This window comes from Streptomyces sp. cmx-18-6 (genome assembly GCF_046548915.1).
Taxonomy (GTDB): Bacteria; Actinomycetota; Actinomycetes; order Streptomycetales; family Streptomycetaceae; genus Streptomyces.
On the sequence record NZ_JAEBEP010000004.1, the window covers coordinates 1 to 12,618 of the forward strand.

At 69.7% G+C, this 12,618-nt stretch carries 11 protein-coding genes; 2 read left to right on the forward strand and 9 right to left on the reverse strand.

Annotated features, from left to right (window positions below):
• Positions 1-288: 288 nt before the first annotated feature.
• The 3 genes from ACLJPL_RS10730 to thyX all read right to left on the reverse strand — a co-directional run bounded on the left by ACLJPL_RS10730 (position 289) and on the right by thyX (position 3,902).
• Positions 289-1,974 carry a ribonuclease J gene (locus ACLJPL_RS10730; protein ID WP_030569288.1) on the reverse strand — a complete coding sequence of 562 codons (1,686 nt, stop codon included), beginning with the start codon at positions 1,972-1,974 and terminating at the stop codon, positions 289-291.
• Positions 1,975-2,112: 138 nt separating this feature from the next.
• On the reverse strand, positions 2,113-3,012 hold the full coding sequence (gene dapA / locus ACLJPL_RS10735; RefSeq protein WP_411080547.1) for a 4-hydroxy-tetrahydrodipicolinate synthase: 900 nt from the start codon (positions 3,010-3,012) through the stop codon (positions 2,113-2,115).
• Positions 3,013-3,164: 152 nt separating this feature from the next.
• Complete coding sequence (gene thyX, locus ACLJPL_RS10740; RefSeq protein WP_411080548.1) at positions 3,165-3,902, reverse strand: FAD-dependent thymidylate synthase; 738 nt, start codon at positions 3,900-3,902, stop codon at positions 3,165-3,167.
• Positions 3,903-4,097: 195 nt separating this feature from the next.
• Between thyX and ACLJPL_RS10745 the strand changes: the two genes are divergently transcribed.
• On the forward strand, positions 4,098-4,337 hold the full coding sequence (locus ACLJPL_RS10745; RefSeq protein WP_411080549.1) for a hypothetical protein: 240 nt from the start codon (positions 4,098-4,100) through the stop codon (positions 4,335-4,337).
• 117 nt (positions 4,338-4,454) lie between these two features.
• The gene (locus tag ACLJPL_RS10750) at positions 4,455-5,006 is read left to right on the forward strand and encodes a hypothetical protein (RefSeq protein ID WP_411080550.1); all 552 of its coding nucleotides are present in this window, start codon (positions 4,455-4,457) and stop codon (positions 5,004-5,006) included.
• Between the two features lie 83 nt (positions 5,007-5,089).
• Here ACLJPL_RS10750 and ACLJPL_RS10755 read toward each other — a convergent pair whose 3' ends face one another.
• The 6 genes from ACLJPL_RS10755 to eccD form a co-directional block, all read right to left on the reverse strand.
• Positions 5,090-5,626 (reverse strand): hypothetical protein, encoded by a 537-nt coding sequence (locus ACLJPL_RS10755; RefSeq protein WP_411080551.1) that lies wholly within the window; start codon positions 5,624-5,626, stop codon positions 5,090-5,092.
• A gap of 10 nt (positions 5,627-5,636) precedes the next feature.
• Positions 5,637-6,389 carry a 4-hydroxy-tetrahydrodipicolinate reductase gene (gene dapB / locus ACLJPL_RS10760; RefSeq protein ID WP_411080552.1) on the reverse strand — a complete coding sequence of 251 codons (753 nt, stop codon included), beginning with the start codon at positions 6,387-6,389 and terminating at the stop codon, positions 5,637-5,639.
• Positions 6,390-6,406: 17 nt separating this feature from the next.
• Positions 6,407-7,786 carry a M16 family metallopeptidase gene (locus tag ACLJPL_RS10765; protein WP_411080553.1) on the reverse strand — a complete coding sequence of 460 codons (1,380 nt, stop codon included), beginning with the start codon at positions 7,784-7,786 and terminating at the stop codon, positions 6,407-6,409.
• Positions 7,783-9,999, reverse strand: a complete 2,217-nt coding sequence (locus ACLJPL_RS10770; RefSeq protein ID WP_411080968.1) for a polyribonucleotide nucleotidyltransferase — start codon at positions 9,997-9,999, stop codon at positions 7,783-7,785. Before ACLJPL_RS10770 ends, ACLJPL_RS10765 begins: the two co-directional genes overlap by 4 nt.
• Positions 10,000-10,304: 305 nt before the next feature.
• Complete coding sequence (gene rpsO / locus ACLJPL_RS10775; protein WP_003965855.1) at positions 10,305-10,595, reverse strand: 30S ribosomal protein S15; 291 nt, start codon at positions 10,593-10,595, stop codon at positions 10,305-10,307.
• 278 nt (positions 10,596-10,873) lie between these two features.
• On the reverse strand, positions 10,874-12,496 hold the full coding sequence (gene eccD, locus ACLJPL_RS10780) for a type VII secretion integral membrane protein EccD (RefSeq protein ID WP_411080554.1): 1,623 nt from the start codon (positions 12,494-12,496) through the stop codon (positions 10,874-10,876).
• Positions 12,497-12,618: the final 122 nt, after the last annotated feature.

A 12,618-nucleotide genomic window follows, 5' to 3' on the forward strand; every position in this document is an offset into this window, starting at 1 on the left:
GTTCTTCGCTTTCGCGTTTTCCCTTTCCGGCGGTTCCGACTTTACCAGACTCTTTTTCGTTCCGTTTCCGGTCCGAATTCGATTTCCGGTGGCCTGTGGAGTGGCCTTGCCTTTCGGCGGATCCGACTTTATCAGAGATTCTGAGTCGGAATTCCCGCTCTGTACGGGGTGTCCCGGCGCACGAGTGCGCGCGGTGCTTCCCGGTCGAGCGGAGACGTAAACGTACTGGAGCGGGGCTCCCCGATGCAAATCGAGGGGCCCCGCTCCGGTACGGGCTGGTCAGGAGGGTCAGACCTCGACGACGACCGGGAGGATCATCGGGCGCCGGCGGTAGGTGTCGGAGACCCACTTGCCGACGACCCGGCGGACCATCTGCTGGAGCTGGTGGGGCTCCATCACGCCGTCCTGGGCCGACTTGTCCAGGGCTTCCTGGATCTTCGGGGTGACGCCGACGAAGGCGTTGTCGTCGATGCCGGAGCCCCGGGCCTGGATGTGGGGGCCGCCCACGATCTTGCCGGAGGAGCTGTCGACCACGATGAAGACCGAGATGATGCCCTCGTCGCCGAGAATGCGGCGGTCCTTGAGGGAGGTCTCGGTGACATCGCCTACGGAGAGGCCGTCGACGTACACGTAACCGGCCTGGACCTTGCCGACGATCTTGGCCTTGCCGTCGATCAGGTCGACGACCACGCCGTCCTCGGCGATGACGATGTGGTCCTTGGGCACGCCCGTGAGCGCTCCCAGTTCGGCGTTGGCCCGCAGGTGGCGCCATTCGCCGTGGACCGGCATCAGGTTCTTCGGCTTGCAGATGTTGTAGAAGTACAGCAGCTCGCCGGCCGAGGCGTGGCCCGAGACGTGGACCTTGGCGTTGCCCTTGTGGACGACGTTGGCGCCCCAGCGGGTCAGGCCATTGATCACGCGGTAGACCGCGTTCTCGTTGCCCGGGATCAGGGACGACGCGAGGATCACCGTGTCGCCCGGGACGATCCGGATCTGGTGGTCGCGGTTGGCCATCCGTGACAGGGCCGCCATCGGCTCGCCCTGCGAACCCGTGCAGACGAGCACGACCTCGTCGTCCGGGAGGTCGTCGAGAGTCTTGACGTCGACGACCAGGCCCGCGGGGACCTTGAGGTAGCCGAGGTCACGGGCGATGCCCATGTTGCGGACCATCGAGCGGCCGACGAAGGCGACCCGGCGGCCGTACTCGTGGGCCGCGTCCAGGATCTGCTGGATGCGGTGCACATGGCTCGCGAAGCTCGCCACGATGATGCGCTTCTGCGCGTTGGCGAAGACCGTGCGCAGGACGTTGGAGATGTCCCGCTCGGGCGGTACGAAGCCCGGGACCTCGGCGTTCGTGGAGTCCGACAGGAGGAGGTCGATGCCCTCCTCGCTGAGGCGCGCGAACGCGTGCAGGTCGGTGAGGCGGCCGTCCAGCGGGAGCTGGTCCATCTTGAAGTCGCCGGTGGCCACGGCCATGCCCGCGGGGGTGCGGATGGCGACCGCGAGGGCGTCCGGGATGGAGTGGTTGACCGCGATGAACTCGCAGTCGAAGACGCCGATGCGCTCGCGCTGCCCCTCGGTGACTTCGAGGGTGTACGGGCGGATGCGGTGCTCCTGGAGCTTCGCCTCGATGAGCGCGAGGGTCAGCTTGGAACCGATGAGGGGGATGTCCGGCTTCAGGCGCAGCAGGTAGGGGACGCCGCCGATGTGGTCCTCGTGGCCGTGCGTGAGGACGATGCCCTCGATGTCGTCCAGGCGGTCCCGGATCGTGGTGAAGTCCGGCAGGATCAGGTCGATGCCCGGCTGCTCCTCCTCGGGGAAGAGGACGCCGCAGTCGACGATGAGCAGGCGGCCGCCGTACTCGAAGACCGTCATGTTGCGGCCGATCTCGCCCAGGCCGCCGAGCGGAGTGACCCGCAGGGCGCCCTTCGGGAGCTTCGGCGGGGTACCGAGTTCAGGGTGCGGATGGCTCAAAAGACTCTCCTTAACCACACGCGCCACGTACCGCTGAGGCACGTGGCGCGCATGTCATTCGTGCACTTGCTGTTGTCTTGGGGTCGTGCTCTCGCGAGGTGCCTCGCTCGTTCGGATATTCAGTTGTGAAGTCTGTGGTTACAGCTGTACCCCGCCGGCGGCCAGGTCGATCTTGAGCTGGGCCGTCTCCTGTGCGGTGAGTTCCACCAGGGGCAGCCGCAGCGGGCCCGCCGGGAGGCCCTGGAGCGTCAGCGCCGCCTTGGTGGTGATCACGCCCTGGGTGCGGAACATGCCGGTGAAGACCGGGAGCAGCTTCTGGTGGATCTCGGTGGCCTTCTGGACGTCGCCGCTGAGGTGGGCCTCGATCAGCGCCCGCAGGTCCGGGGTGACCACGTGGCCGACGACGGAGACGAAGCCGACCGCGCCGACCGAGAGGAGCGGGAGGTTGAGCATGTCGTCCCCGGAGTACCAGGCGAGGCCCGACTGGGCGATGGCCCAGCTGGAGCGGCCCAGGTCCCCCTTGGCGTCCTTGTTGGCGACGATCCTCGGGTGCTCGGCCAGCCGTACGAGGGTCTCCGTGTCGATCGGGACCCCGCTGCGGCCGGGGATGTCGTACAGCATCACGGGCAGGCCGGTGGAGTCGGCGATGGCCGTGAAGTGCCGCAGGAGCCCTTCCTGCGGCGGCTTGTTGTAGTACGGCGTGACGGCGAGGAGGCCGTGGGCGCCGGTGCGCTCGGCGGTGCGGGCGAGTTCGACGCTGTGCCGGGTGTCGTTGGTGCCGACGCCGGCGACGACGTGCGCCCGGTCTCCTACCGCTTCGAGCACCGCCCGTACGAGCTGGTCCTTCTCCGCGTCACTGGTGGTCGGGGACTCACCGGTGGTGCCGTTGACGATCAGTCCGTCGTTGCCTGCGTCCACCAGATGGGAGGCGAGCCGCTGGGCGCCGTCGAGGTCGAGAGCGCCGTCCGCCGTGAAGGGCGTGACCATAGCGGTGAGGACCCGCCCGAAGGGGGTCTGCGGAGTGGAGATCGGAGCCATGGGTAACACGCTACTCGCTGCTCAGCGCGTGGTCCCCCCTCGGGGGGACGGGGAAGAGGAGCCCGGCACTGCCTGCTCGGGGGTTCAAGCAGTGCCGGGTCCGTTTGATCAGCCTAGATGAACTTCTCGAAACGCCGCAATACGGACACCGCCTACGGGGCTACCCGTCCATTTTTGTTGAAGGCCGCATGAGTGAGCGGCATGAGCCGCGCCCAGTGGGCTTCCATCTGCTCGCCGACCATCTCGATCTCGCGCTGCGGGAAGGACGGGACCTTCGCCAGCTCGTGCTGGGTGCGCAGGCCGAGGAAGTGCATCAGGGAGCGTGCGTTGCACGTGGCGTACATCGAGGAGAACAGGCCGACCGGGAGGACCGCGCGGGCGACCTCGCGGGCCACGCCGGCCGCCAGCATGTCCTGGTACGCCTCGTAGGAGGCCCGGTAGGACTCCTCCATGGCGCGGGTCGTGAGGTCGTACTGCTCCTCGGTGCCCTCGACGAAGACGTACTTGCCGGGGCGGCCCTGCTGGACGAGCTTGCGGGAGGTTCCCGGGACGTAGAAGACCGGCTCCAGCTCCCGGTAGCGGCCCGATTCCTCGTTGTACGACCAGCCCACGCGGTGCCGCATGAACTCGCGGAACACGAAGATCGGGGCGCTGATGAAGAAGGTCATCGAGTTGTGCTCGAACGGGCTGCCGTGCCGGTCCCGCATGAGGTAGTTGATCAGCCCCTTGGACCGCTCCGGGTCCTTGGTGACCTCTTCCAGCGACTGTTCGCCGGCCGTGGACACCCGGGCGGCGAAGAGGACGTCCGCGTCGCCCGCGTCGCTTTTCACCAGGTCGACGGTGACATCACTGCGGAAGTGGGGCTTTGCGGGTTCGGGGGTGTCGGTCACCGACAGGGTCCTTCCAGGGGCGGTGCTGGGCGGCGACCACTTTACGGGCCGGGTGGGCGACGCATGCACGAGGCGGTGTCGGGCAGCCGTTCGTGGAGTCCTTGAAACGCGACGGCGATTCGTGGCACCGATCCGGCCCTTCGTACGTCTGACTCATTAGCAGCACCCGTCACTGAGATCAAGGAGAGTTTCCTCATGTTCCGCCGGCGTGAATCCGTCCCGTTCTCGTTCGTCGCCGAGGCCGACCGATTCCGCAGTAACGTCACTCCCCCTCCCGCCTACCGCGCCAGCGTTCCCGAGCTGCTGGGGCGCTCCCTCGTCGGGCTGACCGTGGTCGCCGGACTCGTGGGCTCGCTGCTCCTGGGCCTCCCGGCGCTCGACTCCGGGCAGTCCGCCTCGCAGGGCAAGCAGTCCGAGGCGTCCCAGGGGCGCTGACCGGTCCCGGGGGCCGCCGACTACTCGTACGGACCCCCTGGGGTGGTCGGGTGGGGGGCACCCTCGGTAGCCTCACCGGGCACAGCAATCGAGCGTGCTTGTGAGTGAGGATGAGTCGTGCCCCTGCCCTTTCTGACGGCCGACCGCGCATTCGATGCGAGCGCGGAGGACGTCGCGCTGCCGTTCGACGACCACGACAGCTGGCGGCGGCCCTACCGCCCCGGCCCGTGGCGGGTCGCGGCGGCGGCCGGCCTGTTGTTGCTGGCCTCGTTCGTTCTGCTCGCGGCCATGATCATCGGCGTGACCGGGGCGCCTTCGGGCGCCACCGTCTGCCTGCTGGTGGCCGGCACGCTGATCGTCGGCGCGCTGCGGCTGCTGCGGGTCGGTGCGTGGGTCAGCCGGCACGGTGTGCGGCGCGTGGGGTTCTTCTGGACCACCACGGTGCCGTGGAGCGCCACCGCCTCGGTCCGGACGGTCCAGCAGCCCGTGAAGTGGCTCGGGCTGCCGCGTACCGTCCAGGGGCAGGCGCTCGTCGTGGCCCGGCAGAGCGGTGAGACGCTGCCTCCGCTGGTCTCCGACCACAACGCGGACTTCCTCGGGCGCGAAGAGGCGTTCGAGCGGGCCACGGATGCGGTGGAGGCTTGGGCGGACGAGTATCGGCACGGGTGAGCCGTCGCCTGTCGGCTGTACGTGAGTGAGCCCGGGACCCTATGGGGTCCCGGGCTCATCTGCGTACAGCGTGAAAGGTGTCCTCAAGCGCCGGACGGGCTGGAGGGTGCGGCCGGGCTTGATGGTGCGGGCTCGCTGCTTGATGGTGCGGGCTCGCTGGGCGGAGCCGGGGGTGCGGACGAGCCGGACCGGTGCAGCGCGATCGCCCTCTGCATCGCCTTGCGGGCCCTCGGGGTGTCCCTCGCGTCCTGGTAGGCGACCGCCAGCCGGAACCAGGCGCGCCAGTCGTCCGGGGCGTCCTCCGTCTCCTGGCGGCGCTGGGTGAAGACCGCGTCGGCGGCGTCCCGGTCGATGCGGCCGGAGGGAGTGCGGGCCAGGTCGTCGACCGGCAGCCCGCCCTCCGCGTCCAGCTCGGCGGCGAGCGCGTTGGCGCGGCGGACGAACTGGGTGTTCTTCCAGAGGAACCAGACGCCGATCACCGGCAGGATCAGCACGGCCACGCCGAACGTGACCGTGAGCAGCGTGCCGTGCCGGATGAGCATCAGACCGCGGCTGCCGACCAGGACGAAGTAGAAGACCAGGACGGCGGCCGTGACGATGTAGGTGATCTTTGCGCGCATGGGGGGCCAGTCAGTTCAGGTCGAGGAAGTGTTCCAGGCCGAAGGTGAGGCCGGGAGTGGTCACCACGCGGCGGGCGCCGAGCAGGATGCCCGGCATGAAGCTGCTGTGGTGGAGGGAGTCGTGGCGGATGGTGAGGGTCTCGCCCTCGCCGCCGAGCAGCACTTCCTGGTGGGCCAGCAGTCCGCGCAGGCGGATCGCGTGGACCGGGACGCCGTCGACGTCCGCGCCGCGCGCGCCGTCCAGGGCGGTGGCGGTGGCGTCCGGCTGGGGGGCGCTGCCCGCCTTCGCGCGGGCCACCGCGATGAGCTGGGCGGTGCGGGTGGCGGTGCCGGAGGGGGCGTCGACCTTGTTGGGGTGGTGGAGCTCGACGACCTCGACGGACTCGAAGTAGCGGGCGGCCTGCTCCGCGAACTTCATGGTGAGGACCGCGCCGATGGAGAAGTTCGGGGCGATCAGGACGCCGGTCTCCGGGGAGTCGTCCAGCCAGGTGTTCAGCTGCGCGAGCCGTTCGTCGGTCCAGCCCGTGGTGCCGACGACGGCGTGGATGCCGTGCCGGACGCAGAAGTCGAGGTTGCCCATCACCGACGCGGGGGTGGTGAGCTCCACGACGACCTGGGCGCCGTTGTCCGCGAGGGCCTCCAGCTTGTCGCCCCGGCCCAGGGCCGCCACCAGCTCCAGGTCGTCGGCGGCCTCGACAGCCCGTACGGCCTCGGAGCCGATCCGGCCCTGAGCACCGAGAACGGCTACGCGCAGCTTGCTCATCTTCATTCCTTAGGGGATTAGGAGACCGCTTCGTGGAGGCGGTCCGCCTGCTTGTCCTTGAGCGGGCCGATGACCGAGAGCGAGGGACGGTGGCTGAGGAGTTCGCCCGCCACCTCCCGTACGTCGTCGGGGGTGACCTCCGCGATGCGGGCGAGCATGTCGTCGACCGACATCTGCTCGCCCCAGCACAGCTCGCTCTTGCCGATACGGTTCATCAGCGCGCCGGTGTCCTCCAGGCCGAGGACGGTGGAGCCGGAGAGCTGGCCGATGGCGCGGGTGATCTCGTCGTCGTCCAGTCCGTGGGCGGCGACCCGGTCCAGCTCGTCGCGGCAGAGCTTCAGCACGTCGTGGACCTGGTTGGGGCGGCAGCCCGCGTAGACGCCGAAGAGGCCGCAGTCGGCGAAGCCCGAGGTGTACGAGTACACGCTGTAGGCCAGGCCGCGCTTCTCCCGTACCTCCTGGAAGAGGCGCGAGCTCATGCCGCCGCCGAGGGCGGTGTTGAGGACGCCGAGGGCCCACCGGCGCTCGTCGGTGCGGGCGAGGCCGGGCATGCCGAGGACCACGTGGGCCTGCTCGGTCTTGCGGTTCAGCAGCTCCACCTTGCCCGCGGTGCGCAGGGTGCGGGAGCCCTCTCGGGGCGCCATGGGGACGGCGTCCGTACGAGAGAGGGCCCCGGCGCGTTCGAAGGCGCGGCGGACCTGGCGTACGACCGTGGCGTGGTCGACGTTGCCGGCGGCGGCGACGACCAGGTGGGTGGGGTCGTAGTGCTTCTTGTAGAAGCGGGCGATCTGACCCCGGTTCAGCGCGTTGATCGTGTCGACGGTACCGAGGACGGGGCGGCCGAGGGGGGTGTCGCCGAGCATGGTGTGCGCGAAGAGGTCGTGCACGCAGTCGCCCGGGTCGTCCTCCGTCATCGCGATCTCTTCGAGGATGACGCCGCGCTCGGCGTCGACGTCCTCGGCGGCGATCAGCGAGCCGGTCAGCATGTCGCAGACCACGTCGATGGCCAGCGGCAGGTCGGTGTCCAGGACCCGCGCGTAGTAGCAGGTGTACTCCTTCGCCGTGAAGGCGTTCATCTCGCCGCCGACCGCGTCGATCGCGGAGGAGATGTCGAGGGCGGTGCGCTGGGCGGTGCCCTTGAAGAGGAGGTGTTCGAGGTAGTGGGTCGCGCCGTTCAGGGTGGGCGTCTCGTCGCGGGAACCGACGTTGGCCCAGATGCCGAAGGTGGCGGACCGGACGGAGGGCAGGGTCTCGGTGACGATCCGCAGACCGCCGGGGAGGACGGTGCGGCGGACCGTGCCGATGCCGTTGCTGCCCTTGAGAAGCGTTTGGGTACGGGCGACGGCCCGCGCCTCCGAAGAGGTGCGGGCCGTCGTCGCGGAACTACGGGACGTCACTTGTCGGTGTCGTCCTTCTTCTCGTCCTCGTCTTCACCCTCGACGACCGGGATCAGCGAGAGCTTGCCGCGGGAGTCGATCTCGGCGATCTCGACCTGGACCTTGGCGCCGACGCCGAGCACGTCCTCGACGTTCTCCACGCGCTTGCCGCCGGCGAGCTTGCGGATCTGCGAGATGTGCAGCAGGCCGTCCTTGCCTGGCATGAGCGAGACGAACGCGCCGAAGGTGGTCGTCTTGACGACCGTACCCAGGTAGCGCTCGCCGACCTCCGGCATGGTCGGGTTGGCGATCGCGTTGATCGTGGCGCGGGCGGCCTCGGCCTGCGAACCCTGCTGGGCGCCGATGTAGATCGTGCCGTCGTCCTCGATCGTGATGTCGGCGCCGGTGTCCTCCTGGATCTGGTTGATCATCTTGCCCTTGGGGCCGATGACCTCGCCGATCTTGTCCACGGGGATCTTGACGGTGATGATCCGCGGGGCGTTCGGGGACATCTCGTCCGGGACGTCGATGGCCTCGTTCATGACGTCCAGGATGTGCAGACGCGCGTCACGGGCCTGCTTCAGCGCGGCGGCCAGGACCGAGGCGGGGATGCCGTCGAGCTTGGTGTCGAGCTGGAGCGCGGTCACGAACTGCTTCGTACCGGCGACCTTGAAGTCCATGTCGCCGAAGGCGTCCTCCGCACCGAGGATGTCGGTGAGGGCGACGTAGTGGGTCTTGCCGTCGATCTCCTGCGAGATCAGGCCCATGGCGATACCGGCGACGGCGGCCTTGAGGGGCACACCGGCGTTCAGCAGCGACATGGTGGAGGCGCAGACCGAGCCCATGGACGTCGAGCCGTTGGAGCCCAGCGCCTCGGAGACCTGGCGGATCGCGTAGGGGAACTCCTCGCGCGAGGGGAGCACCGGCACGATGGCGCGCTCGGCGAGCGCTCCGTGGCCGATCTCGCGGCGCTTGGGCGAGCCCACGCGGCCGGTCTCGCCGACCGAGTACGGCGGGAAGTTGTAGTTGTGCATGTAGCGCTTGCGGGTCACCGGGGAGAGGGTGTCCAGCTGCTGCTCCATACGGAGCATGTTGAGGGTGGTGACGCCCAGGATCTGGGTCTCGCCACGCTCGAACAGCGCCGAGCCGTGCACGCGCGGGATGGCCTCGACCTCGGCGGCGAGCGTACGGATGTCCGTGACGCCGCGGCCGTCGATGCGGACCTTGTCCTTGATGACGCGCTCGCGGACCAGCTTCTTCGTCAGCGCGCGGTACGCGGCGGAGATCTCCTTCTCGCGGCCCTCGAAGGCCGGGAGGAGCTTCTCGGCGGCGATCTCCTTGACGCGGTCCAGCTCGGCCTCGCGGTCCTGCTTGCCGGCGATGGTGAGCGCCTGCGTCAGCTCCGAGGTGACGGCCTTGGTGAGCGCCTCGAAGACGTCGTCCTGGTAGTCCAGGAAGACCGGGAACTCGCCGACCGGCTTCGCGGCCTTGGAGGCCAGGTCGGACTGGGCCTTGCAGAGCGCCTTGATGAAGGGCTTCGCGGCGTCCAGACCGGCGGCGACGATCTCCTCGGTGGGAGCCTCGGCGCCGTCCTTGACGAGCTGGATGGTCTTCTCGGTGGCCTCGGCCTCGACCATCATGATCGCGACGTCGCCGTCCTCCAGGACGCGACCGGCGACGACCATGTCGAAGACGGCGTCCTCGAGCTCGGTGTGCGTCGGGAACGCGACCCACTGGCCCTTGATCAGGGCGACGCGGGTGGCGCCGATCGGGCCGGAGAAGGGCAGGCCCGCCAGGATGGTGGAGCAGGAGGCGGCGTTGATCGCGACCACGTCGTACAGGTGGTCGGGGTTGAGCGCCATGATCGTCTCGACGATCTGGATCTCGTTGCGCAGGCCCTTCTTGAAGGAGGGGCGCAGCGGGCGGTCGATCAGGCGGCAGGTGAGGATCGCGTCCTCGGAGGGCCGGCCCTCGCGGCGGAAGAAGGAGCCGGGGATCTTGCCGGCCGCGTACTGCCGCTCCTCGACGTCCACCGTGAGAGGGAAGAAGTCGAGGTTCTCCTTGGGCCGCTTGGAAGCGGTGGTGGCCGACAGCACCATGGTGTCGTCGTCCAGGTACGCGACGGCGGAGCCGGCGGCCTGCTTGGCCAGGCGGCCCGTCTCGAAGCGGATGGTGCGGGTGCCGAAGGTTCCGTTGTCGATAACGGCCTCGGCGTAGTGGGTCTCGTTCTCCACTAGTGATTTCTCCATACTCGTCGTCTTTCGTCCTGCCGCCCGTGTGGCGGAGGACGGTGCGGGAGAGGCGCACCGTGTGTGCGGGCCGGTCTTCGATCGAAGCTCCCGGGCGTTTTCCCGGGGGCCACTACCGAGGACCGGCGGCGGCGTCGCTGCGCCTCTCCCTCGTGTGGTGCGGTGTGACAGGTGGTGCGGTGGTGCGGGTGTTCCGGTGTCCAGGTTACTGAGCTTGGCACCGGTCGCGCACGTACGGCAAAGGGAGCGGTCCCCTCAGACGCGGGAACCGCTCCCTCTCCACGGCGTGCTTACTTGGCGCCGCCGGCCGCACCGCGGCGGATGCCGAGGCGGTCGACCAGCGCACGGAAGCGCTGGATGTCCTTCTTGGCCAGGTACTGCAGGAGGCGGCGACGCTGGCCGACCAGGATCAGCAGACCACGACGGGAGTGGTGGTCGTGCTTGTGCGTCTTGAGGTGCTCCGTCAGGTCCGAGATCCGGCGGGAGAGCATGGCGACCTGGACCTCGGGGGATCCGGTGTCACCCTCCTTCTGGGCGAACTCGGACATGATCTGCTTCTTCGTAGCGGCGTCGAGCGGCACGCGTACTCCTCTTGATGTTCGAAGCGCCCACGAGTGCCCCTGGTCTTGATCTCAGGGGAGCTTCCGTGACTCGGAGGCGAAGGTCCGATGAGCGCAGTCCCCAGAACGTTCCGGAGAGGCGTACACAAACGGCCACTGGTCAGAGTACCAGCCATTCGGGTCACGCCTGGACGGGTCTCGTCGCCGGGGGCGGCTGGCCCTGGACGGGCCTCGTCGGGGGTCGGCCGGCGAGCATGTGGACCGGGCAGGGGACGTGCGTTAGCTGGTGGGGCGCGGAGTCAGCTGGTCAGCGCCCGGATCGAGCGGTAGACGTCGAAGACCGCGAGGCAGAGCGGCAGCAGGGTGAGCAGGACGAACGTCTCGGCGATCTCCAGGAAGCGGCCCCAGAACGGGGTGACCCCCTTGCGCGGCACGATCAGGCCGATGGCGGTGATCAGGGCGGCGACGCCCGCGACGGCGGCGGCGAGCCACACCGTACGGATGTCCAGCGCGGCGCTGTCCCCCTTCAGGGCGTCGCCCATCAGGGCGGGCGGCGTGTTGAGGGAGAGGCCGAGGCCCAGGAGTACGAGGGAGCCGAGGCCCGCCGCGAGGGTGCAGCCGACCTGTGCGGTGTAGCGGAACAGGTGGGCGCGCATCAGCATGGCGGCCCCGGTGGCCAGGGCGAGCAGCCGGCCCCAGAGGTCGTCCGAGAAGCCCAGTACCCCGGCGGCGGCCAGGGTCACCAGCGCGCAGCCGCCGACCAGGCCGAGGAGCAGTTCGTGGCCGCGGCGCGCCTGGGCGGCGATCCGTACGGCGTCGACCGGCCCCTGAGGGGATCGTTCGGGCGTGCCGTGGTCGCCGGCCGTGGAGCGGGGCGGTTCGAAGCCGATGGGGAGGCGGGCGAAGCGGGTGGAGAGGCCGGGCAGGAAGGCCAGGGCCCCCACGGCGAAGGGCGCGCAGACGGCGGCGGCCTCGGTGGGCCTCAGGCCGGCCGTGATCGCGACGAAGGTGACCACGAGGCCGGTGGCGCTCGCGAAGACGGACGCGACGAACGGGGCGTCGCCGCCGGGGGCCGTGATCGTGAGGATGACCGACACCACCAGCACGGCCGCGCAGGCGAGCAGGAACTGGAGCCGCCCCACACCCTGGCCCGCGCTGAGCGACACCAGTCCGGATCCGGCCACCGCGGCGTTCACCAGCGCTCCGGCGCCCAGGGCGATCGACGAGCCCCGGTCGTCGTAGACCCGGGCGCGTACGCAGGCGACGGCGAGCAGGAGTACGGCGGTGACCGCGGCCAGGACGCCCGGCAGTCCGTGCATGTCGTGGCGGGGGTCGGCGGTCCACAGGACGAGGCCGAGCAGGATCAGCAGGACGGAGCCGCCGAGGAGACCGGCCCCGCGCATGAACGCGTCGTCCCAGAGCGTGCGGTCCTTGGCCACGGCGGTGGCGACGGCGTCGGAGACGTCGTCGAAGACGGCGGGAGGCAGCGACTCGGAGAAGGGGCGCAGGGAGAGCAGTTCGCCGTCGAGGATGCGGTGGCCGGCCGGCGTACGGGAGCTGTCCAGGACGGTGCCGTCGCGGCGTACGAGGTGGTAGCCGACCGGGGCCCCGGGAACCGGGCGCTGTCCGGACAGCCGGAGGATCTCGGGGTAGAGATCGGCGAGGGGAACGTCCTCGGGCAGCGCGACGTCGACCCGGCTGTCGGGCGCGACGACGGTGATCCGGCAGAAGCCCGTCGCGTGGCCGGACGGCGCGACGCCGCGGCTCGGCCCGCCGGTTGGGACGGTCGGTGCCGTTCGGGGCGTGGTGGTCACTGCGTCTCCCCCTGTCGTCCTGGCTTCTGCGGCGTACCCAAGGGCTTCGACTGCTCCGCGACGCCTGTGCGGCCGTGCGGCCGTGCGGCCGTGCGCCCGTGTGGCCATGCGCCCGTGCGGCCGGAAGACGCCGGTGCCGTTGGAGAGCGTCTGCCGCGGTGGCGGGACGTCCGCCGAAAGCGCTCCGCCGGACCGCGGTGCTCGCCGCCCACCCCGAAAGGCTGACTTCT

Excerpts from the sequence above, each read along its gene's own strand:
- dapA (WP_411080547.1), bottom strand. The coding sequence starts at position 3,012 with ATGGCTCCGATCTCCACTCCGCAGACCCCCTTCGGGCGGGTCCTCACC.
- ACLJPL_RS10755 (WP_411080551.1), bottom strand. The coding sequence starts at position 5,626 with ATGCGCGCAAAGATCACCTACATCGTCACGGCCGCCGTCCTGGTCTTC.
- ACLJPL_RS10745 (WP_411080549.1), top strand. The coding sequence starts at position 4,098 with ATGTTCCGCCGGCGTGAATCCGTCCCGTTCTCGTTCGTCGCCGAGGCC.
- eccD (WP_411080554.1), bottom strand. The coding sequence starts at position 12,496 with ATGGCCACACGGGCGCACGGCCGCACGGCCGCACGGCCGCACAGGCGT.
- dapB (WP_411080552.1), bottom strand. The coding sequence starts at position 6,389 with ATGAGCAAGCTGCGCGTAGCCGTTCTCGGTGCTCAGGGCCGGATCGGC.